Origin of the sequence: Bacillus sp. SIMBA_074 (assembly GCF_046534555.1) — a bacterium.
GTDB lineage: Bacteria > Bacillota > Bacilli > Bacillales > Bacillaceae_G > Bacillus_A > Bacillus_A mycoides.
Window position 1 is genome coordinate 1 of record NZ_JAWRYM010000029.1, and the last position, 21317, is coordinate 21317.

Annotated in this window: 25 protein-coding genes and 1 riboswitch; of the genes, 8 read left to right on the forward strand and 17 right to left on the reverse strand. The window is 34.4% G+C overall.

The window, feature by feature from the left end; all coding sequences use genetic code 11:
• Positions 1–96: 96 nt before the first annotated feature.
• Genes SB773_RS23415 through SB773_RS23425 form a run of 3 tightly spaced genes read right to left on the reverse strand, consistent with a single transcriptional unit; the run spans position 97 to position 2493 of the window.
• Entirely contained in the window at positions 97–264 is a 168-nt protein-coding gene (locus tag SB773_RS23415) for a FeoB-associated Cys-rich membrane protein (protein WP_033708410.1), read from the reverse strand.
• Between the two features lie 16 nt (positions 265–280).
• On the reverse strand, positions 281–2269 hold the full coding sequence (gene feoB / locus SB773_RS23420; RefSeq protein WP_410592468.1) for a ferrous iron transport protein B: 1989 nt from the start codon (positions 2267–2269) through the stop codon (positions 281–283).
• On the reverse strand, positions 2266–2493 hold the full coding sequence (locus tag SB773_RS23425; RefSeq protein ID WP_000060510.1) for a FeoA family protein: 228 nt from the start codon (positions 2491–2493) through the stop codon (positions 2266–2268). Before SB773_RS23425 ends, feoB begins: the two co-directional genes overlap by 4 nt.
• Before the next feature lie 194 nt (positions 2494–2687).
• Positions 2688–2789: riboswitch (TPP riboswitch) on the forward strand.
• 86 nt (positions 2790–2875) lie between these two features.
• On the opposite strand from SB773_RS23425, the gene thiT reads away from it, so the two are divergent.
• Positions 2876–3535: an energy-coupled thiamine transporter ThiT gene (gene thiT, locus SB773_RS23430; RefSeq protein WP_131246916.1), complete on the forward strand. Its 660-nt coding sequence runs from the start codon at positions 2876–2878 to the stop codon at positions 3533–3535.
• A 206-nt stretch (positions 3536–3741) separates the two neighbouring features.
• On the opposite strand, the gene SB773_RS23435 is transcribed toward thiT, so the two are convergent.
• The 6 genes from SB773_RS23435 to SB773_RS23460 form a co-directional block, all read right to left on the reverse strand.
• A complete protein-coding gene (locus SB773_RS23435) occupies positions 3742–5616 on the reverse strand; it encodes a sensor histidine kinase (protein ID WP_410592471.1) in 1875 nt (624 codons plus the stop codon).
• Positions 5613–6302, reverse strand: coding sequence for a response regulator transcription factor (locus SB773_RS23440; protein WP_060750104.1), 690 nt, complete (start codon positions 6300–6302; stop codon positions 5613–5615). Before SB773_RS23440 ends, SB773_RS23435 begins: the two co-directional genes overlap by 4 nt.
• Positions 6303–6355: 53 nt before the next feature.
• On the reverse strand, positions 6356–6976 hold the full coding sequence (locus SB773_RS23445) for a class D sortase (protein WP_410592474.1): 621 nt from the start codon (positions 6974–6976) through the stop codon (positions 6356–6358).
• 95 nt (positions 6977–7071) lie between these two features.
• A complete protein-coding gene (locus SB773_RS23450; protein WP_410592476.1) occupies positions 7072–7566 on the reverse strand; it encodes an LPXTG cell wall anchor domain-containing protein in 495 nt (164 codons plus the stop codon).
• Between the two features lie 185 nt (positions 7567–7751).
• On the reverse strand, positions 7752–8084 hold the full coding sequence (locus SB773_RS23455; protein WP_410592478.1) for a hypothetical protein: 333 nt from the start codon (positions 8082–8084) through the stop codon (positions 7752–7754).
• Positions 8085–8268: 184 nt separating this feature from the next.
• Entirely contained in the window at positions 8269–8484 is a 216-nt protein-coding gene (locus SB773_RS23460) for a hypothetical protein (RefSeq protein WP_002143519.1), read from the reverse strand.
• A 162-nt stretch (positions 8485–8646) separates the two neighbouring features.
• On the opposite strand from SB773_RS23460, the gene hpt reads away from it, so the two are divergent.
• Both hpt and SB773_RS23470 read left to right on the forward strand, forming a co-directional pair.
• Positions 8647–9174 carry a hypoxanthine phosphoribosyltransferase gene (gene hpt / locus SB773_RS23465; RefSeq protein ID WP_060750109.1) on the forward strand — a complete coding sequence of 176 codons (528 nt, stop codon included), beginning with the start codon at positions 8647–8649 and terminating at the stop codon, positions 9172–9174.
• A gap of 153 nt (positions 9175–9327) precedes the next feature.
• A complete protein-coding gene (locus SB773_RS23470) occupies positions 9328–10230 on the forward strand; it encodes a diacylglycerol/lipid kinase family protein (RefSeq protein WP_410592481.1) in 903 nt (300 codons plus the stop codon).
• Between the two features lie 40 nt (positions 10231–10270).
• Here the strand turns inward: SB773_RS23470 and SB773_RS23475 are convergent, their stop codons facing one another.
• Positions 10271–10780: a DUF2199 domain-containing protein gene (locus tag SB773_RS23475; protein WP_410592484.1), complete on the reverse strand. Its 510-nt coding sequence runs from the start codon at positions 10778–10780 to the stop codon at positions 10271–10273.
• A 29-nt stretch (positions 10781–10809) separates the two neighbouring features.
• Positions 10810–10947, reverse strand: a complete 138-nt coding sequence (locus SB773_RS23480; RefSeq protein ID WP_002167499.1) for a DUF7003 family protein — start codon at positions 10945–10947, stop codon at positions 10810–10812.
• Between the two features lie 123 nt (positions 10948–11070).
• On the opposite strand from SB773_RS23480, the gene SB773_RS23485 reads away from it, so the two are divergent.
• Positions 11071–12054: an Rpn family recombination-promoting nuclease/putative transposase gene (locus tag SB773_RS23485; protein ID WP_410592487.1), complete on the forward strand. Its 984-nt coding sequence runs from the start codon at positions 11071–11073 to the stop codon at positions 12052–12054.
• A gap of 39 nt (positions 12055–12093) precedes the next feature.
• On the opposite strand, the gene SB773_RS23490 is transcribed toward SB773_RS23485, so the two are convergent.
• On the reverse strand, positions 12094–12858 hold the full coding sequence (locus SB773_RS23490) for a hypothetical protein (protein WP_131246923.1): 765 nt from the start codon (positions 12856–12858) through the stop codon (positions 12094–12096).
• Between the two features lie 90 nt (positions 12859–12948).
• On the reverse strand, positions 12949–13203 hold the full coding sequence (locus SB773_RS23495) for a hypothetical protein (protein WP_060750120.1): 255 nt from the start codon (positions 13201–13203) through the stop codon (positions 12949–12951).
• A gap of 295 nt (positions 13204–13498) precedes the next feature.
• On the opposite strand from SB773_RS23495, the gene SB773_RS23500 reads away from it, so the two are divergent.
• The 3 genes from SB773_RS23500 to SB773_RS23510 are packed head-to-tail and all read left to right on the forward strand — an operon-like array spanning position 13499 to position 14913.
• Positions 13499–13957 (forward strand): helix-turn-helix transcriptional regulator, encoded by a 459-nt coding sequence (locus SB773_RS23500; RefSeq protein ID WP_060750113.1) that lies wholly within the window; start codon positions 13499–13501, stop codon positions 13955–13957.
• Between the two features lie 52 nt (positions 13958–14009).
• Positions 14010–14480, forward strand: a complete 471-nt coding sequence (locus tag SB773_RS23505) for a hypothetical protein (RefSeq protein WP_410592490.1) — start codon at positions 14010–14012, stop codon at positions 14478–14480.
• 49 nt (positions 14481–14529) lie between these two features.
• Positions 14530–14913, forward strand: a complete 384-nt coding sequence (locus tag SB773_RS23510; protein ID WP_131246925.1) for a hypothetical protein — start codon at positions 14530–14532, stop codon at positions 14911–14913.
• Between the two features lie 152 nt (positions 14914–15065).
• On the opposite strand, the gene SB773_RS23515 is transcribed toward SB773_RS23510, so the two are convergent.
• On the reverse strand, positions 15066–17015 hold the full coding sequence (locus SB773_RS23515) for an ABC transporter permease (RefSeq protein ID WP_410592491.1): 1950 nt from the start codon (positions 17013–17015) through the stop codon (positions 15066–15068).
• On the reverse strand, positions 17002–17772 hold the full coding sequence (locus SB773_RS23520) for an ABC transporter ATP-binding protein (RefSeq protein ID WP_410592494.1): 771 nt from the start codon (positions 17770–17772) through the stop codon (positions 17002–17004). The genes SB773_RS23515 and SB773_RS23520 overlap by 14 nt, the downstream gene beginning before the upstream one ends.
• A 305-nt stretch (positions 17773–18077) precedes the next feature.
• On the opposite strand from SB773_RS23520, the gene SB773_RS23525 reads away from it, so the two are divergent.
• The gene (locus SB773_RS23525; RefSeq protein WP_131246927.1) at positions 18078–18950 is read left to right on the forward strand and encodes an AraC family transcriptional regulator; all 873 of its coding nucleotides are present in this window, start codon (positions 18078–18080) and stop codon (positions 18948–18950) included.
• Between the two features lie 65 nt (positions 18951–19015).
• Here the strand turns inward: SB773_RS23525 and SB773_RS23530 are convergent, their stop codons facing one another.
• Positions 19016–20590 (reverse strand): putative ABC transporter permease subunit, encoded by a 1575-nt coding sequence (locus SB773_RS23530; protein ID WP_410592496.1) that lies wholly within the window; start codon positions 20588–20590, stop codon positions 19016–19018.
• Positions 20580–21296 (reverse strand): ABC transporter ATP-binding protein, encoded by a 717-nt coding sequence (locus SB773_RS23535; RefSeq protein ID WP_002089208.1) that lies wholly within the window; start codon positions 21294–21296, stop codon positions 20580–20582. The genes SB773_RS23530 and SB773_RS23535 overlap by 11 nt, the downstream gene beginning before the upstream one ends.
• Positions 21297–21317: the final 21 nt, after the last annotated feature.

A 21317-nucleotide genomic window follows, 5' to 3' on the forward strand; every position in this document is an offset into this window, starting at 1 on the left:
AAGACCAGGATACAGAAATCATCTCCTTGATGTTGCCTAACTTTTTTCAAAATGTCCTTTACAAAGGGTACAGATTAAAATTCGCAAAGCTTTTTTCTATTTCTGAGCAATTTGCTCCATATCTGGACTACAAGTTTGCGACTGACATGACTTACTTAAAGAGCATGCTGCGCATTTTCCCTTTTTACTTCTCTTTACAAAATTAACTAACGTATATGCTGCATAACCAAAAATGATAGCTCCAATTATAATATTGACCATCACCGCGATACATCTCCTTCTAGAATCCGAGTAAGGACCCAACTTGGTATATAATGAGCGTTAATACATAAGCAACAACTAATGGATAAACGACAGAGAAAATTGTCCATTTCATCGATCCTGTTTCACGTTTAATAACAGCTACTGTCGCTAAACACGGAACATATAATAAAATAAAGAACATAAATGCATAGGCTGATAGCGCCGTATAATGCGCTCCCATTACATTTCCTAGCACATCTTCTTTAACCGCATAAATAATTGCCATCGTAGAAACGACAACTTCTTTCGCTAAAAATCCTGTTAAAAGGGATGCCGCAGCTTGCCACGTTCCAAAACCGAGCGGTGCAAAAAGTGGTGCAATAAATCCACCAATCATCGCTAAGAAACTGTCTCCCATATCAACACCAAATCCTGATGGACCTGCATAGTTTAATAACCAAATGACAACAGAACCACCGAAGATGAATGTACCCGCTTTACGAACAAATCCTTTACCTTTCTCCCACGTGCTGAGCCATAACGTTTTCGCTTGCGGCACACGGTAAGGTGGTAGCTCAATTACAAAAATAGATTTTTCTGCTTTTAAAATAGTAAGAGACATAATTTTTGTAACGAGTAATGCAAGAACGATCCCTGCGATATATAAAGAGAACACAACAGTCGCCTGACTATGAGGGAAGAAAACTCCCGCAAATAGTGCATATACAGGTAAACGTGCCGAACAAGACATAAACGGTGTTACAAGAACTGTAAGTAACCTTTCTTTTTCTTGTTCAATCGTTCTCGCTGCCATAATACCTGGAACGTTACATCCAAAGCCGATAATCATCGGAATAAATGCTTTTCCGTTTAAACCGAAAAACTCCATAATTCTATCCATAACAACTGCAATTCGTGCCATATATCCTGAGTCTTCTAATAATGAAATGAAGAAGAATAGTGCAAAGATTTGTGGAACGAATACTAATACCGCACCAACGCCGGCAATAATACCTTCTGTAACGAGCGCTTGAATAAAATCAGAAGCACCAACACTTGTGAGCCCAGCTGTAACCCAATCAGTAAGTTGTCCGCCAAAAAAACCATCAAGCATATCCGATAAAGGTGTACCAATCCACGTAAACGTAACCTGAAAAATAAAAAACATAACTGCTAAAAAGATTGGAAGTCCTAAAATTTTATGTGTAATTAACCTATCAATTTTTTCCGAAAAAGGAATGTTTCCTTCTTTCTCATGCTGCATAACATTTGTTTTTAACTTTTCAATATACGCTTCACGAGTCTTGTAAATGTGCTCCTCCAACGTACAATCAAGTTTTCCATCTAAACGAGATCGAATGGCCATAAGTTCCTTATAAATTGGTAATGCTTTCATTTCTTTTTCTACTACTCCGTTATTGCTTAGAAATTGAAGGGCTAGCCATCTCGGATGCTCATAATTCGCTGTCTCTAAAAGAGCGATTACCTCTCCAATTCCTTCATCCATTTGTACACCATATGAAATAATGAATGGCTTTTTCTCTTTTTGTTTCTCTTCATGAAGAGTAGTAAGTAATTCTTCACAGCCTTTTCCGGTCCTTGCGATGACAGGAACGACTGTTACACCTAATATTTCTGATAACCTTTTTACATTAATCACAATTCCTCTTTGCTTTGCCACATCAACCATATTTAAACCAATTGAAACGGGCTTACCAAATTCAAGTAATTGCAATGTTAAATGCATATTTCGCTCAAATTGAGAAGAATCCACTATATTTAACATATGATGAAATTCATCTGTTAGTAGAAAATTCGTAACGACACCTTCATCACGTGAAACTGGATTCAAATCATACACGCCTGGTAAATCAATTAATGTTCCTTGCTTATCTTTTAATTTACCAACCTTCTTTTCTACTGTTACACCGCTCCAGTTTCCTACATACTCATAAGAACCAGTAAGTGCATTAAATAATGATGTTTTCCCTGTATTCGGATTCCCTAGCAAAGCAACCTTATTCACGCTAATTCCACCTTTATCATTTTCGCGTCACAATGACGAATACTAATTAACTGCCCACGACACTCCAATGTACAAGGACCTTTAAACATCGCTTTCTGTTTTATGCGAAGCTCGCTTCCTTCCGCCAGACCAAAAGCAGCTAATCTACGCTTTAATAACTGATCTAACGACTGAATACTTTTTACTAACACTTTCTCACCAATTTTAATATCTACTAAGCTCATAACCTTCCCCCTCAGAAGAGAATGATAATTATTTTCAAAGAAATTATATCATACTCTATTTCACTTGGACTATATCTTTTTGCTTCATATTTATTAACATTTCAATACAATTCTATTTCAATAATTGTCATACAAAGTATATTTGCCATTCTCATCCATTTCACTTACAATAAATAATAACAAATAAAGAATCTCGTTATCACAGGGGGAGCCTTGCCGCTGAGAGGGAACATTTCGTTCCGACCCTTCGAACCTGTTAGTTAATGCTAACGCAGGAATTGTGCAAACGTCCGAAATACACACCTCTTTTTTTATTTACGTATTTCGTATCCTCCTATGATAATGTTCTTTTTTGTGCAACTTGGATTTAGGGGGAGACAACATGCGTAACACCAATTTACAAGCGATGATCGAATCTGCTATTCTTGCAGCCTTCGCCTTGATTATCGACATTCTACCATTATCAATTAAACTTCCAACAGGCGGTTCCATCTCATTTGCTATGATTCCTATTTTTATTATCGCATACCGCTGGGGCTTCAAAAGGGCTTTCTTAGGAGGCTTAATTTGGGGGCTTTTACAAATTGTCGTAGGCGATGCTTACATTCTAACACCAGTTCAAGCATTCATTGAGTACTTCATTGCCTTTGCCTTTATCGGCTTTGCTGGTTTATTCTATCGTCCAATTCAAAAAGCACTTGCCTCAGACATCAGTAATGCAGAGCATTCAAGTTTTGGTAGTCGCAAAGATAAACCAAAACAAAACAAAGGAAAAAAAGCACTTGTTTACATTATCATTGCAACATTTGTCGGTAGCTTTGCACGCTATTTCTGTCATTTTATCGCTGGTATTATTTTCTGGGGACAATATGCACCGAAAGGACAATCAGCTGTGCTATATTCATTAATTGTAAACGGCAGTACCATGATCGGTTCTTTCATACTATGTACTGTATTACTAATTCTTTTATTTACAACTTCACCACGCTTATTCAAAAGCATCGGTGCTTATCAAATGAATACACAAAAAAAGGGCGCTTAATTAGCGCTCTTTTTTCATATCGTAATATCAATAATAAATACAATAAATGCACACAAGAAAATAAATACCATCACACCTAGTAAATTGCTATTCACGGCTAATCTACTCCTTACATAACCTCATTTTCTATCCAAATTATACTGCTCCAAAATAAAGATTAGGTAAAGATAATATGAAAACAAATTAAAAAAGCGTAACATGATTGTCTACGCTTTTTTCGGTAAATAGAAGTAAAATAACACACCATCTTCGGTATTCTTCACCCCATATTCAGCATTGTGTAGTTCTAAAATATTTTTTGAAATTGCAAGGCCAAGCCCTGTTCCACCTTGTGAACGTTTCCGTGCCGCATCCACACGATAAAAACGATCCCAAATTTTATCTAATTGTTCTTCTTCAATGTGAGCACCTTTATTTTCAATACACACTTTTATATGATTCTTCTCATCTATTACGGAAATAATAATATCTTCTTTATGTGGTGTATAACGTATTGCATTCGTAATGAAGTTCACGATGACTTGTTCAATTCTATTTTGATTCCCAACCACTTCAGCTGGACATATATGCTTGTGCACACTCAGTTCTTTTTTCTCTATCTCTGATGAAAGCTGTTCACATATTTCTTCAATCACTCCATCGATATAGAAAGAATCCATCTTCATGTTGTATGTGCCAGACTCAAATTTAGCTAATTCAAGCATATCCAAAATTAGTATATCCATCTTGTCTACTTCTTTTTCCATTGCCTGAAAATAGTAATCTTTTTTATGTTCAGCTACCCCATCTTTTAAAATAGAAATACAGCTTTTCATAATACTCAGCGGCGTTTTTAGTTCATGCGATACACCCGCAATAAATTCTTTCCTTGTGTTTTCTAACTTTCTTTCTTTTTCAATATCTTGTTCTAACTGTCCAATATGTGAATGTAGTTTATTAGATAATGTATTAATATTTTGCGATAAATCACCAATTTCATCTTTTGAAGTAATCGGAATTTTTTCTGTGAAATCCAAATGAGCTATTTTCTTCGTTGTATCATTTATTTTTAGTAGCGGTTTTGCAATTTGTTTTGAGTAATAAAACGAAGCTAGAAAAATTAGAACGACTACAAATGCAACAATATAGATGTAATAATCTTGCACCATTTGTACAGCCTCATCTACAGGCTGTAAAGAAGCCATCGCATATATATATGTTACCGATCCGTCTTTTTCTTTTATTGGTTTGATTAATAATTTATATTTTATATCATTTTTTTCATAGTCCATTGTTTGTGTTGCATATTTTATTTGATTGCTTTCTTTTAATAATAAATCAGCTTGAAATTCTTTTATATTATCCAAAAATAAATTGTTTTTATAAATTGAATTTACGGGAACTGTTCCATCAGAAGGCTGCACTTTCGTAATTGTCCCATTTATATTGAAATCGGAATTTTGAGCAACCCTCTTCTTCTCCAAATCACTCAAATTCCCAGCAACCTTTTTTCTTTCCTCACCGATTAAATCTTGTGCTACTTTTGGCTTTTCCTCACTTGCCTTAAGTTCCCTTTCAGCTAACTTCTTACTTAGTGGTTTATTAGCCCAACTCAAACTCCCCTCTGCTGACTGTAAATATGATGTGATGAAACTGTCATTTCTTAGCAAACCACTAAAATAAACCTTTTTTCCTACCAAACTAGGTAGTATCCTACTTTCAATCTCATCTATATTCATGAGGTTATACAGAGGAATAGTGATTGTTTTTTGTCCAAATTGTTTCTCTGCCAAACGCTCTAAAGTAATCTCCACATAAAAATCATCCGCATGTTTTAAATTCCCATTCTGATCTAATGTTGTAATCCACGTATTATTTTCTCTTAAAAAGTCTTGCTCCAGCTTCTGAATTCCATCTGCACTTCCTGCATAATTTAAATAGTTCTTTGCAAAGGAATTTAAGTTCACTTCAATATCTTCCACTTTTCGATTCGCATAATATTGTTTGAAAAATATTGTTTGCCCAATAAATATCGTCGCTAAAATCAACATACATAGGGCTGTTGTAAGTGTAAATAATTTAAGTACAATCCCATTTCTCATATGTTCCCCTCGAATTTATAACCGGTTCGCACTACAGTTGTAATGTGCTTTGATTTCTCTCCTAATTTATTTCGTAAATTACGAATATGGCTATTAACCGTTCGATCATCACCAGCAAACTCATATCCCCAAATTCTTGAAATTAATTGCTCTCTTGTTAGTACAATTCCTTGGTTTTTCATGAAATACACTAATATTTCAAATTCTGTATGTGTTAAACTAATGTCTGCCTCATCAACAGTAACAGTACGTGACGGAAAATGGACATGAATGCCATGAATTGATAACGTATCATCTTCATTCTCTAAAGGTTTCTTTGTTGCTTTTCTACTTTCCAACAACCTTTTCGCTCTCGCTAATAAAATAGGCGGACTATATGGTTTCGCAACATAATCATCTGCCCCAAGCTCAAACCCAAGTAACGTATCATCTTCATCAACACGTGCCGTCAACATAATAATTGGAACCCCGGACGTCTTACGAATTCTTCGGCAAACAGACCATCCATCTAGTTCTGGTAACATAATATCAAGTATAACTAAATCGACCTCTTCTTCTTCAAATAAGACTAAAGCTTCTTTTCCATCTCTCGCTTCAAGTACTTTATATTGTTCACTCAAAAAGTAATCCTTTAATATTTCGCGTAAAATATCTTCATCTTCAACAATTAAAATGTTTTTTGACATAATCTATGTCTCCCCCTCTCGCTTTAAGAAATTACTATTCAAAGCTCTATAATTTATTTTGAATTACTCGTAATTAACTTTGCCTCGATAATATATCGATCCGGTGCATCCCCTATATAATCAAATGGATAACAAGTCGTCAATGTTAATGTCGGTTCTTCTTTTTTCACAATAACAGTGCGATCATCCGCATGTGTAATCCATTTCTTTTGAATTTCGTATGTGTAAGTTTTATTATCATACTCCAAAATAAGGTTATCCTTTTCTTTTAACTCCCCTAAATCTGTAAATACAGTATCTCGATGCCCACTCAGTACAGTATGTCCTCCTCCAGATGGCGTTGTCGTTAAATCACTAACGAACATACCCACTCCTTTTTTCAAAGTTGCATCATTCGCTCCCCAATATATAGAAAACTTCTTCTTTATTTTCGGTATATTTAACATTGCTACCTTTTCTCCTTCTTTATGTTGTATTTGAGAAGAAGGTATTTGCGCGTTTACTGGTACTTCGCTAGAATGCTGCTTGGCTGTTTGCTGCTCAAAATTTTTAATCTCTTCCGTCGTCAAATCTTGTGCAGAACTTTTTCCTTTATACCATTCAAAAGAATAATAAGCTCCCATTAATACACCTACTATCATTAACGTAAACCCAATACGATTTAGAATCGTCACTTTTAATCCCTCCATGCAAAAAATGGTAGGGACATCCTACCATTTTTAATATATGAAATTATCCCATTCTTTATAGGCTAATAAAGATTTTATTTTTATGCCTTCACTTTATTACGACGATTCAATCCAAATAATGTGCCTATTGCTACAAGACATGCACTTAATGCCATCATTGCTACATTACTTGATGCTGTATTTGGTAATTTCTCTCCTTTTACAGTTGGTTTTTCTATTTCCTTTTTCGCTACATCATTCTTTTGCCCGGCCTGAATTGCTGCTTCTTTTTTTGCAATAGCTTCCTTTTCTTGCACTTGTGGCGCTACTTCTTTTTTAGCCGTATCATTCTTTTGTCCGGCTTTTATTGCTTCCTCCTTTTTAGCCATATCACTTTTTTCTTGTACTTGTGCCGCTTCCTTTTTCTCTACATCATTTTTTTGCTGTACCTTAATTGCTTCTTCTTTTTTAGCTGCATCTTGCTGCACTTGCGCCGCTTCTTCCTTTGTTAATGTTCCAGTATCCGCACTCGCTACTGAAGAATATCCTACTGTTAAAAGTGCCATCGCACAAATTGGTAATAGTTTTTTTTTCATTTTATTTCTCCCCTTTTATACTTTATTCTAGTAATACATTACGTCGCACCGGATGTATTACTAGAATAAACAAGAGATGTAAATATAAGATGCAGATGAAATATATTTCATTTAAAGATTTCATTTTAGAAAATAAAAAAACACCGTAATATATACGATGTTTTTTCGGGTGTGTGTCTCGATATTTATTTGTTACTTTCGCGTGAGTGAGAAGTAGAAAGGGCCGGAGTGATAACTAATTGTCTCGGCTCAGTTTTCTTGAAGTGATTTTTGACGTTACACTTACGACATTGAACGACCCATGCTTTAATAGGATTTGTTAAAATAATTTTTTGCCTTTCGTTAGGGGCCTCTTCTTCCAATTTACAACTATCGCTCCACTTACTCCATTTCATTGTAAATTTAGAAGAAGAATGATCGTCTTCTCGATCAAACGTATGCAAAAAATCCATTTCTCCAGCTAGCATTACGGTGTTACTAGTTGCTAAAAAAGAAAAGGTCGTCCAATGTTTCTCCATGCCCTCCTACTCCTTTTTCACATATAGAGTGCCTAAAACTTAATTTACCTAAAATATGCTTGCCTCTTACCTTACACTTATAGTTTATCCAAAACACTACTATGCAACTATCGATTTGTCTTACAAATCACCTTACATTTTTGTAAGAAACGAAAAACCTTCACTCTATATACGTGAAGGTTTTTCATTTCTTATCTATAGAATCTTTCATATCATCAAGTCCAGCCTCTTGCAGCTGCGACATCATACCGTGGGAAATTGCGCCTAATACTAAAGTCATTCCAATTAGTGAAATGCGAATTGCAGGTACATCAATTATGTAAGCCAACATACCAAGAACAATTGTTAAAAACAATGCTTTTATAAATGTTACACTTGTATACTGTTTCTTTTTCATCATAATCACCCTTTTTTGGAAGCGTTTTCTTAATATAATCAGTATATCATATCATCTGATTATTTTGTGGGGATTTCTGTAAAAACCTTATATCTTCTTTGACTTTTTCCTTTCTATCCTTTACAGTCGAAATGTTCACAAGTTTTGCACTGTAGGAGGATTCAAATGAAAATTGAAATAAAAGACACTTTAATTTCTGAAGAACAATTACAAGAAAAAGTAAAAGAACTAGCGCTTCAAATCGAACGTGATTTTGAAGGAGAAGAAATCGTAGTAATCGCTGTATTAAAAGGATCTTTCGTATTCGCTGCTGATTTAATTCGTCATATTAAAAACGAAGTAACTATCGACTTTATCTCTGCATCTAGCTACGGAAATCAAACAGAAACAACTGGAAAAGTAAAACTATTAAAAGATATCGATGTAAACATTACTGGAAAAAACGTAATTGTCGTAGAAGACATTATCGATTCTGGTTTAACACTTCACTTCTTAAAAGATCACTTCTTCATGCATAAACCAAAAGCATTGAAATTCTGTACGTTACTTGATAAACCTGAGCGTCGTAAAGTGGACTTAAAAGCTGAATATGTTGGCTTCCAAATTCCAGACGAATTTATCGTTGGCTACGGTATCGACTGCGCAGAAAAATATCGTAACTTACCATTTATCGCTTCAGTTGTAACAGACTAATTACAATAAAGTGAAACAATAATCATTTATTGGATTTTGTCCATCCCCAATGATTATTGGCCCACAAATAGCGGGATCAAATAAGCTTCCATGCATTATTGGTGGAAGTTTTATTTCTATCGTAATTTATAAAAACAAAGGGAGAGATGAAGAATGACAAAGACAAAATTTAAAAAAGTACTCCTCATCGTAAATCCGAAAGCAGGACAAGGCGATTTACATACGAACTTAACGAAAATCGTACCACCTCTTGCCGCAGCTTTTCCTGACCTACATATCCTTCATACGAAAAAACAAGGTGATGCAACAAAATATTGTCAGGAGTTTGCTAGTAAAGTAGATTTAATTATCGTCTTTGGTGGTGATGGAACTGTATTTGAATGCACAAACGGCTTAGCCCCTCTTGAAACTAGACCTACACTTGCAATCATTCCAGGTGGAACTTGCAACGACTTCTCTCGCACACTTGGTGTTCCGCAAAATATTGCAGAAGCAGCGAAACTCATTACAAAAGGACATGTAAAACCAATTGATGTTGCAAAAGCAAACGGACAACACTTCTTAAACTTCTGGGGCATTGGACTCGTATCTGAAGTATCAAACAATATTGATGCAGAAGAGAAAGCAAAGCTTGGTAAAATTGGTTACTATTTAAGCACCATTCGAACTGTAAAAAATGCTGAACCATTCCCAGTAAAAATTACTTACGACGGACAAGTGTATGAAGATGAAGCTGTCCTTGTTATGGTTGGAAACGGTGAATATCTTGGGGGTATCCCATCCTTTATTCCGAACGTAAAATGTGATGACGGAACACTTGATATTTTCGTAGTCAAATCAACAGGCATTCAAGCGTTTAAAGATTATATCGGAAAGAAACTATTTGAAGACTCAAATGAAAATGACATCTTCCACGTCAAAGCTAAATCCATTCATATTGAAACAGAAGAAGAAAAAGAAGTAGATACGGATGGTGAAAGCTCTCTTCATACACCGTGTCATATTGAGTTGTTACAAGCGCACTTTACGATGATTTATAATCCTAATGTTGTGTAATGAAAAAAACGAGTGATATCACTCGTTTTTTTCTTCTAATCTAATTATATCGTTGTATAATTTCTTGTATTTCTTTAACTCTCTCTAAAGTAATTCCATTTCTTTGTTCTATCGCTAAAGGGTGATCGGTTGGCTCTAATTCAACATACGGTGCCATTCCAACTTCTCTTATATGTACATTTGTCTTTAAATTTAGTGTTTCTGGATAAACTGGTATTTCTACAGATAACCAGCCAAAATGAGGATCACTATTCTCTCGTCCTCTCTCATCCCACTCTTCTAGTACTTTATCATAACTTTCTTTACTAAGTGATACCCACACAGTCCAGATGAAATTTTCGTGGTAATCAATTATAGGAATCTCTAAACAGCCTCTAATAAAATAATGTTCATCGTCCATTACACAAAGATCTGATGTTAAATGGAAGCGTCCCTCTCTTTCATGAGCCGCTACCTCGTAGTAATAAAATGGTGCTTCACTTCCGTAACATAAAGGGAATGTAAATCGGTTCATTTGTATCTTTTCTCCGGACTTTCTTCTTCTTTTCATCTATTATGAGTTCTCCTATCCTTTAAATTTCATTCACACTCAAAATCCATCCAATTTTTCCAATGTGTATTAGAATCCTTATTCACAATAACACTTGGATCTTTCTTCTCTATTGTAGCAGCTACTGATTGAAAAAATTCAATTTCACTAGAGTATAACATAGACATACTTGCCATTCATTTTCTAATAATACTACTAACAAAATAGCAGAAGGGCCTGTTTGCATGGCCTAGTTCTTTTTAGGTACAATGAAAGAAAGAAACAACCTGATACAAGGGAGAGGAAAAGCTGTGTTCAACCAACAGTTAGTTAATTTACGCATTGATTTTGCATTTAAACAATTGTTTGGTACGAATGAGAGTGAAGATATTCTAATTGCATTTTTAAACGCTATGTTACAAGAGTCTTTAGAGTCGCCCATTGCTTCTCTACAACTAGAAGATCCACATTTACATCGGGAATATGAAGAGGATAAGTTATCTATTTTAGACATTTCAGCGACATTAAACACAGGAACAAAAGTAAATGTAGAAATACAGCTCAATAATAATCACGATATGATAAAACGTAGTTTATATTATTGGGGAAAATTATACACATCCCAATTACAAAAGGGCATGCCATATAGCTCACTGCATAAAACCATCACCATAAATTTATTAAACTTCATAATGTTTTCAGAACAAAACGCCTTCCATTCAACGAGTATATTATGGAATGCACAACAACAGAAACTCCTAAGTGACGACATAGAAATTCACATTGTAGAAATCCCAAAGTTAACAGAACAATGGCATGAAGAAAAAGTAAATCCGTGGAAAGATCCATTTGTTCGTTGGCTTTTATTACTTTCAGCAAATGAGGATGAGCACTTAACTAAAACATTGGAGGATATTGCTATGAACCAAGATCCTATTTTACAAAAAGCGATAAATAAATGGGAACGTATGAGTCAAGATTCTTCTTTCCGACAAGCCTATGACGCAAGGGAGAAAGTTTTAATGGATGAAGCAGCAAAATTCGCCCACGCAGAGACAGAAGGAATAAAAAGAGGAATGGAACAAGGAATAAAAAAAGGGATTGAAAAAGGCATTGAAAAAGGCATTGAACAAGGCATTGAACAAGGCATTAAAAAGGGTCGAAAAGAAGGGGTTCAGCAGGGAAAAATTCAAATGATTAAAAATATGTATGATCTTGGTATACCACTTGAAACGATTGCTAAGGCAAGTAAATTAAGTGTGCATGAGGTTGAGCATATTTTAGGACATAAATAGTAATAAAAAAGAGCTTGAATGGTTTCAAGCTCTTTTTTATCAACTTTCCTCAATTCTTTCAATCTTCCAAACTAAACTAGCTGGATTGTTTTTCTCTAAAAAGGTTAATATCCACATAGTTTTTCCTTTGTCGTTCATCAACATCACTTTATGGTTTAACTTCCAAGCCACGTCACTAATATGATTAAACATTTTATACATATCTTCTTCTCTCATAAGCTTTTCCTTTTTGATTAACCGTCTCGTTCTATACTCCCTTATTTCTAAGTACATATCAGCATAAGCCACTTCATACTGCCAAATTATACTACATACATATTTTTTATTCGGACTACTCTTCTTTATATATACAAGTTCATTTTTATAATCCAAATCCAGTACCTTATTGTATGCTTTTTCTAACATCTCTATATCCCAATCACATTCCACAGCTAAACTCTTCATTTCAGTATGAACGATTTGAAGGGCTAATTCTTTTTTCTCTCTATCTGATAAATATGGAAAATCATTTACACTCCCATACTCTACAAACACATTCATATATCCAGGAAAAATTCGATATTTCTTCTCCCACTGATTTAATAATGAAATATCATCCACACAGTAAATCAAAATAACTTTTTCATAGTCTGTTCTTAACTTTGACATATGTCGCTCGTATAAAGAAGTAATACAGCTCGTTTCTTTAAAAAAAGATAGCTCCTCATCATAGTTGCTTGAGGATGTTAATTTTAATGTCTCTAAACTACTTATATGCTCTTTTCTTTTTAGAAAACTTAATCGGATATCTCTTATAATTGGCATTTACTCTCTCCTTCTTAACACTACCACTATGAAATACTTTTACTAATATACCTCTTACATACTTGTATATAATTAATGCTCTAGCGCCAACTAATCAATTTCAACCCAGCCCATTCCCATAGAGAGAAATAAAAGCCCAACTACAAAAAAGAGCGCACCAATTAAAAAGTAGAACGGTGCTCCGTGCAGCGGATCACAAAATAGCTCTAAAATATTTTGTGCCAATACTGTCCATTTATCTTTTTTTGAATCTTTTTCTTTTAATTCTTTTACAAACCTATAAATACTTAGACCAATAAAAAAGATGCCTATTAATAGACATCCTACTATGATAAGAATTCCCAAATATAACACTCCACTTAAAATATCCTTGTTATGTACACCCCCTTTTAACTAAAAAAAGCGAAAGAGAACATAATTTTCATTATGTTCTCTTTCGTTTCCTGAAAAATTTTATCACTATTTTCATTTACTCACGATTCGAAAATAAAAACTCGTATGGTTTCTTAACATTTTCTTAAACTAAAAATGAAATATTAATTAGCATGATCAAAAAAGCAAAAAGTAACTCTTTACACTATTATTGACAAAATTACATCTTTAGTGTAAATTTACACTATAAGAAAGAAGGAGATACATTATGGATAAGCAAGAATTTATTGAACTCGTCAATTCAAAATTAAAACTCATTCGTGTTGAGAGCGATTTATCACAGGATAAAATGTCAGAAATTATCGGTTTATCGAAGAAAACATTAGTGGAAATCGAAAAAGGGAGACGCACTCTAACATGGACAGGCGCAGTTTGTGTCGTAACACTCTTTGAACAGAGTGATACAGTCCAGATGACATTCGGAGATGATGTGAATGAAATTATAAAAACGATTGCTTTTACACATTACAATACTAACTTCCCGAAGACTTTAGGAGGAAAGCTGTGGTGGCGACAAATAAAAGAAGTAAACGGTTATAAAATACAACAAAATGTTCTATCTCAACACTATAGAATTTTAGATAAAGAAGACCGTAGAATATGTCATTCATTCGAATTGGATGAAATTGAAGAAAGGTTTATGGAAATGACAAAAACGTCTCAATAAAGAGATCGAAAAATATTTTATTTATACTAAACAATGGAAGGAATAAAATGATATGAAAAAAATAATTATTACAACGTTATCCCTTGGCCTACTAATGGGAGTATCCACTGTTGTGTTTGCAAATACAGGTACAAAAACTGAGGCTTATGCAGCGGAACTAGCTCATTTCAAATTAACTAATCCTACTATCACAAGCTCAGAAGTCAATTCAATAATGAAGCAAAGAGAAGAATTGGATGAATTATATAATCAATTAGATCAATTAGAACTAATTTATGGAGTTCGTGTTGATAATACAAAAGATCCTCATAAAGAACCGAAACACCGTGATGATTTACCAACGGCTCAGCGAGAGAAATGCATTCGGCTAAGTATCAAAACTTGGGATAAAGAAATTCAATTTTTAGATGCTCAATATAAAGCAAATCTTATAAAAGAAGAGATTTATAAAGTTGAAAAGAGCAACTTTAATTCCTTTAAAGAAAAGGAATTACAAGAATTAAATCAATTCATTAAGCATTAATTCATACTATAATCTATAAAAAACAAATAAACATCGGAGTGTAATTCAAGTGAAAAAACAGACAAATATCACTATATTAAATATATTAATGATTAGCATGTTAATATTAAATCTTTTTATTTTCACATCACGAATGAGCTTTTTACCTTGGTATATTGAAGATGGTTGGGGCTATTTAGGATTATTATTTACATCCTTTATTTTCTTAATTAGCTTCTTTAAGTCTTCGAAGCTTCATAACGATGGAGAGTTAACTACTCTACAAAAGTTCATTCCACTTGCTTCTGCCGTACTTTCAATCTTTGTTCTCCTCATTCCATCAAGTGATTTAATGACTATATTAGCCAATCTGATCAATACAATTATATTAACTATTTATATAATCGTTTTTCAAACAAAGCCTGATTTATCTACGGAAAAACCATTACATTAAAAAGAAGGAGCAAAGAAGTTAGGTGGAAGCTTTACTGCCCGTAAACGCCCGATTGGTGAGGGCTAATCAAAACAAAAATAGCCATTCACCTGACTAAAAAAATCAGGTGAATGGCTATTTTATAGTTCTTATTTCCTTACAGCTACCATCTATTACTTCGCGCTCACAATCTTATAATAAGAGCGAACTGTTAAGAAGTAATATCCGATATAAATGACGCCATATACTCCAATACTAATTAGGAGCGGGATCATAATTTCGAATGGTAATATATTCGACAAACCTTTTAGTGCAAACAAACTGTGTAAAATACCGATAATTAACGGGATAGCAAAGATAAAGCTCACTTGTTTTGCGATAGCTTTCTTCATCTCTTGCTTCGTTACACCAATCTTATGAAGAACAACGTAACGATCACGGTCAGCACTTGCTTCTGTAAGTTGCTTAAAGTAAATGATTGAGCCTGTTGCTAATAGGAAAACTAATCCTAAGAATAGCCCAATGAACATCATTAAACCTGTCGTTTCAATTCCCATTTGGAATCCTGTATAGAAATCGTTAAATGGTTTTAAAACTTCCGATTCACCTGCTGGCATAATGCTTGTTAATTTCGCTGTTAACTCTTTACTATTTCGCTCACCTTTTACATCAATATTTTTTACAGTACGTGTTTCATGTACTTGTTTCGCCTGCTCATATGTTTGATCCGGAACGATTACAAATAGTTCATTTAAGTTTGTAAGACTTCTACTATTTACACCTTTAATGTTTAGCTCTTCTGATTCATTTCCAACAGGAAATACAGCTTTATTTCCTGTATAAAGAGGACCAAAATCAAGTTTTTCAATATAAAGGCTATCATATACAAAAGCTTCATTCGCGCTTAAGTTTACAGGTTCTACATCTAAACGTTTCGCAAATGTATTAAAGCTTGATTGAGAAATAAGCTGATACTGATTCGTAACATTATAGTGCGTGTTCAGCACTTGATCTGCTCTTTCACCTTTAAATGTTCCCTTCACAGGAATCATTTCAACTTCTGATTCATATGTCACTGGATGATTGCTCTTCTCTCCAGCAAGTATTTCTTTTACCTTTTTATCTAGCGCTTCATCTTTTTTCTCATAAGAATAACTATACGGCGCAGCAACTTTTGATTGTGTAAATGTGTTGTAATACATCGTAACTGACGTACCAACCGCTGTTAATGTCACTGCACTTAAAATAGCAATTGTCGCTAGTGATTTTGCGTTTCCTTTAATGCGATATAGTAGTTGCGATGTCGTTACCATATTCATACCGTTATAAAACGCTGACTTATTATTTCTTGCACGCTTCAATACAAATACTGTGAAGAACATAAACAATAAATAAGTTCCTGCTACTGTCGCTAATAAAATGTATAATGCAACGACCATAAAGTCTGCATACATAACTGCTTTCATATACATTAACGCTAAGAAATAACCTGAACCGATTAAGAAAACTGAAATTAATGCCATAATAACTGATCCTTTTGGCATTGTTTCTCCTTCACGTTCTGCTCGGAAAAGTTCAATTAGCTTAAAGCGATAAATTAAACGATATCCTTGAAGTGATGTATACAAAATAATTACAAAGAAAATAATTGCTGTATCAATAACTGCAGCCATCGGTACTTCAAAATGAACGTTTAAGTTTATTCCCATCATATTTATTAGTAGTTCAAGGAATAGTTTTGAAAGAACGCTACCGATCGCAATACCGATTACTAATGACATTAATCCCATTAACATATTTTCATAAAAGAGCATTTTACCAATCTGTCTTTTACGAATACCTAATAAGGAATATAGTCCAACTTCTTTTTTACGCTTTCGCGTAAAGAAACCGTTCGAATATATAATGAACACCGCTACGAAAATAATTAGCATGACACTTGAAACTTGGAACGCTCCGCTAATTTTTTTAGAAGCTTCCGCTGCTTTTTCCATTTGTGAATTGTACTGCAACGCCTTAAATGTAAAATAAATGACGATGCTAAATATCATAGATGCAAAATATACAAAGTAGTCTTTAAAATTCCGCTGTATGTTGCGGAGGGCAATGCTAGATAAGGTCATCAGCCATACCTCCAGAAATGGAAGACATCACATCAACGACCTTTTGGAAGAACTGTTTACGTGTTAATTCACCGCGGTGCAATTCTTTATATAACTCACCATCTTTAATGAAAATAACTCGTTTACAATAACTCGCCGCGAACGCATCATGCGTTACCATTAAAATTGTAGAATTATCATACTCATTTAACGACTTCATACTTTCTAGTAAATCTGTTGCCGATTTTGAATCAAGTGCTCCTGTTGGCTCGTCTCCGAAAATCATACTAGGATTTGTAACGATCGCACGCGATGCCGCGCACCGCTGCTTCTGTCCACCAGACACTTGATATGGGAACTGGCTTAAAATACGATCAATACCGAATTTCTTCGAGATTTCAAGAACACGGCGATCAATTTCACTTGCCTTCACCTTTGATAACGCAAGTGGTAAAGCAATATTCTCTTTCACCGTTAACGTATCTAATAAGTTATAATCTTGGAAGATAAAACCTAAATGATCGCGTCGGAATAAAGCCAGCTTATCATCGTTCATCTTCACGATATCTTTTCCATCAATTAAAATTTCACCGTCCGTCGCATTATCGATTGTGGAAAGGACATTTAAAAGAGTCGTCTTGCCAGAACCAGAAGGTCCCATAATTCCAACGAACTCTCCTTCTTTTACTTGTAAGTTAATACCTTTTAAAGCTGCAAATTTATTACCACCTGTGTCATACACTTTTTCAATATTTTTTGCTTCTAACACTGTTTTCATCTCGACATCCCTCATTTCTTCTATTCTCTATTTTCAACTATATACACTCTCTACTCTTGCCACTATCGATGTTTCTTACACAAACATGACAGTTACGTAAGGCACATAAGCAAAGGAATCAGAATTTAATCTAATGAACTAAAGTACTTTGTTACTATAACATTGGGATATCATACCATCCATTCATTCTCCTTACAGGAACATTACAATTTTGTAAGGTTAAAAATGCCCCCACAAAGTTGTGCATGAAATGTCGGATGGAGCTATTTCATTCTTGCTATTCTATATACAAAGGAGGTCATAGTATGGATTCACTTAAAAATATGAATGCGGCAATGCGATATATTGAAGACAACCTTACACACGAAATTGATTTTAAAGAAGTCGCAAAAATAGCTTTCTGCTCCGAATATCATTTCAAAAGAATGTTTTCTTTTCTAGCTGGCATATCACTATCAGAATATATTCGCTGTAGACGTCTTACCCTTGCTGCCTTTGAACTAAAAGATAGCAATGCAAAAGTCATTGATGTCGCTATAAAATATGGATACAACTCACCAGATTCATTTACACGTGCATTTCAAAATTTGCACGGAATAACGCCTTCAGAAGCTCGAAGTACAATTCGTTCTTTGAAGGCTTATTCACCAATGACCTTCCAACTATCCATTCAAGGAGGAAATGAAATGAACTATCGAATTGAAGAAAAAGAGCCATTTCAAATCATTGGCATACAAAAACGAGTACCGATTGTTTTTAACGGTGTAAACAAAGAAATTGCTTCTATGTGGAAAAGTTTAACCCCACAGTCCATTCAAACATTAAAGATGCTTTCAAATGTGAACCCAAATGGAATCATTAGTGCCTCTACTAACTTTTCTGAAGGAAGAATGGAAGAAAAAGGCGAACTCGATCACTATATTGGAGTAGCCACAACGAAAGATTGCCCAGAGCAATTTGTGCAACTTGAAGTCGCTGCTTCAACATGGGCTATATTTGAAGCTGTCGGTCCATTTCCTGATGCATTACAAAATGTGTGGGGACGTATTTATTCCGAATGGTTCCCTTCTTCGAACTATGAACTAGCAGAAGGACCGGAAATATTGTGGAATGAAAGTAAAGAGATATCCTCGCCGAATTTCAGAAGCGAGATATGGGTACCTGTTTTGAAAAAGTAATATAAAGGTCTAAACTGTTTCAAAATAAAGAAGCTGCTCTTCCTCTTTAAAGGAAAAGCAGCTTTTTATTTTATACTTCTTCTCGACTCGTTCTTATACAAGAAAATAGTAATAATCGTAAGCACTATAACAACTCCAAAAGTAAATACTCTGTAGTTCGAGATAGTAGCAGTACCGATTAACAAGGCAGGTATAACAGCCATAATTAAGCCACCGAACATACCGACAAACGATCCTATACTTTGTTTTACTACTTGAGTTTCTGATACCCAATCATAATAACCAAATCGATTATTAATAAAAATCCCCCATACTGCCGAAAATAATGAATATGTTATCGGTGTTATTACGATGAAAAGAGAACTCCAAACATCTAGTTTTAACCCTATTATCAGTAATACAGCACTAATAAGTGCTGCAGGTATACTTAATGAAAGATTCATAAGAATTTTACTGTCATAAATCATCTTTGGCGCTATAGGCAACGACTTAATAATCCATACATTTTTTCCTTCTAAAGACAATGACACACATGTTGTACACGTCATCGAAATCGCTGCTGAAATAGCAAATGGAGCAATCTTTTGCAACAGAGGCTCAATTCCAGGATACGCTATTAATTGACTTGGCCCTACTACAACTATAGCTAGTGCGAAAGCTAGCGCCATCACAACTCCCATTCCGCTATTTACCACATACACTGTAGAAGAAAAGAAACGCTTCAGTTCTTTTTTATACAATGCGGCCAATACACTTTCTTTTCTCATGCTATGAATCTCATAATTTGAAAGCATATGATAAGTGGTAATCTCTGTATTTATTTGCTTATATTTTAACGAAAGGATTTTTACAAAAAGATAATACCAAATAACCGATATCCCAACAAACAGGATGAAAGCTACAATATCAGCATGAACAATTGCTTTTTGAAACATGTTAGCTAATGGATACACTTTAGTTAGTTGCTCTGAAATAATTGCACCTAGTCCGTTCATATCATTAAGACTATATTGAGCATTTCCGCTTTTTAGCATAAAGAAACCGAATGTAATAATTACTATAAAACTTAAAGTCGTAGTTATTTTATTCGTATTTTTAAATTTAGAAGCGATTGCCGTAATAGCAGCTCCAAAAATCGCTGCTATTGTTGTTGGAATTAAAGATGCTATAAACATACTGATGAACCACATAAAGTAAAAAGAAACTGATGGCCTCTCATGTATGCCATAAACAACTCCCATTGGTAGCATGATTATGATTGAAAAGACCGTATTCAGCAAATATAAATACAAAAACCTACTTGTAATAACCGTACTTACACGAATCGGTAATGACATTAAAAGATCGTAATCCTTAAAAGCAAAAATCTCTCCATTTGCCTTAAATATAGTGAAAAACAACGTCAATACACTGCTAATAACTAGTGCATAAACTGGGATAATTTCACTTATTCCTAGGTTCACCAACCCATATGCCGAGGCCCCACAATATAGCATTAACATGACACCAACTAAGGCAATAGATGCTGACAGTAAAATCTTATTCTGCTTCTTCTTTTTATCTTTTTCGTATTTAAAAGTATTTAAACCAAGCTGCGTTATCAAGCGGATTTTTAAAAGACCTAGACTACTAATATTCATTAGCAAGCTCCTTCATAAAGAGCTCTTCCAATGATCCTTCCTTTATTAAAGAATTCACTTCCCCTGAAAGTGCTAATTTCCCTCTATTAATCATCGCTATTTTATTACATAACTTCTCCGCCACATCTAAAACATGCGTAGAAAAGAAAATCGCGCTTCCCTTTTCACAAAGCTCCTTCATAATACCTTTCAACACTACAGCAGCCTTTGGATCAAGACCGACGAAGGGTTCATCTAAAACTAATAATTTCGGTTTATGCAAAACCGCTGATATAATCGCCACTTTTTGTTTCATACCATGTGAATAAGAAGATATTAAATCACCTAGGTACGGTGTAATCTCAAAAGCATCTCCATACTTTTGTATCTCCTTTTCCCGATCTTTTGCAGACACTTTAAACACATCCGCAACAAAGTTTAAATATTGAATTCCTGTTAATTGCTCATATAAATCTGGATTATCGGGAATATACGCCATTACTCTCTTACATGCAATCGGATCCTTTTTTACTGAATATCCATCAACAAAAATTTCACCCTCTTCAAAATCTATAACTCCAACTAACGACTTAATTGTTGTACTTTTCCCCGCACCGTTATGCCCAATAAATCCAAAGATATCTCCTGCTTGAACAGTAATATTTAACTGATCTACTGCTTTTTTGCCACCTTTGTATGTCTTGCTAAAATTTATAATTTCTAACATGTGATTTCCCCCAAACTATCT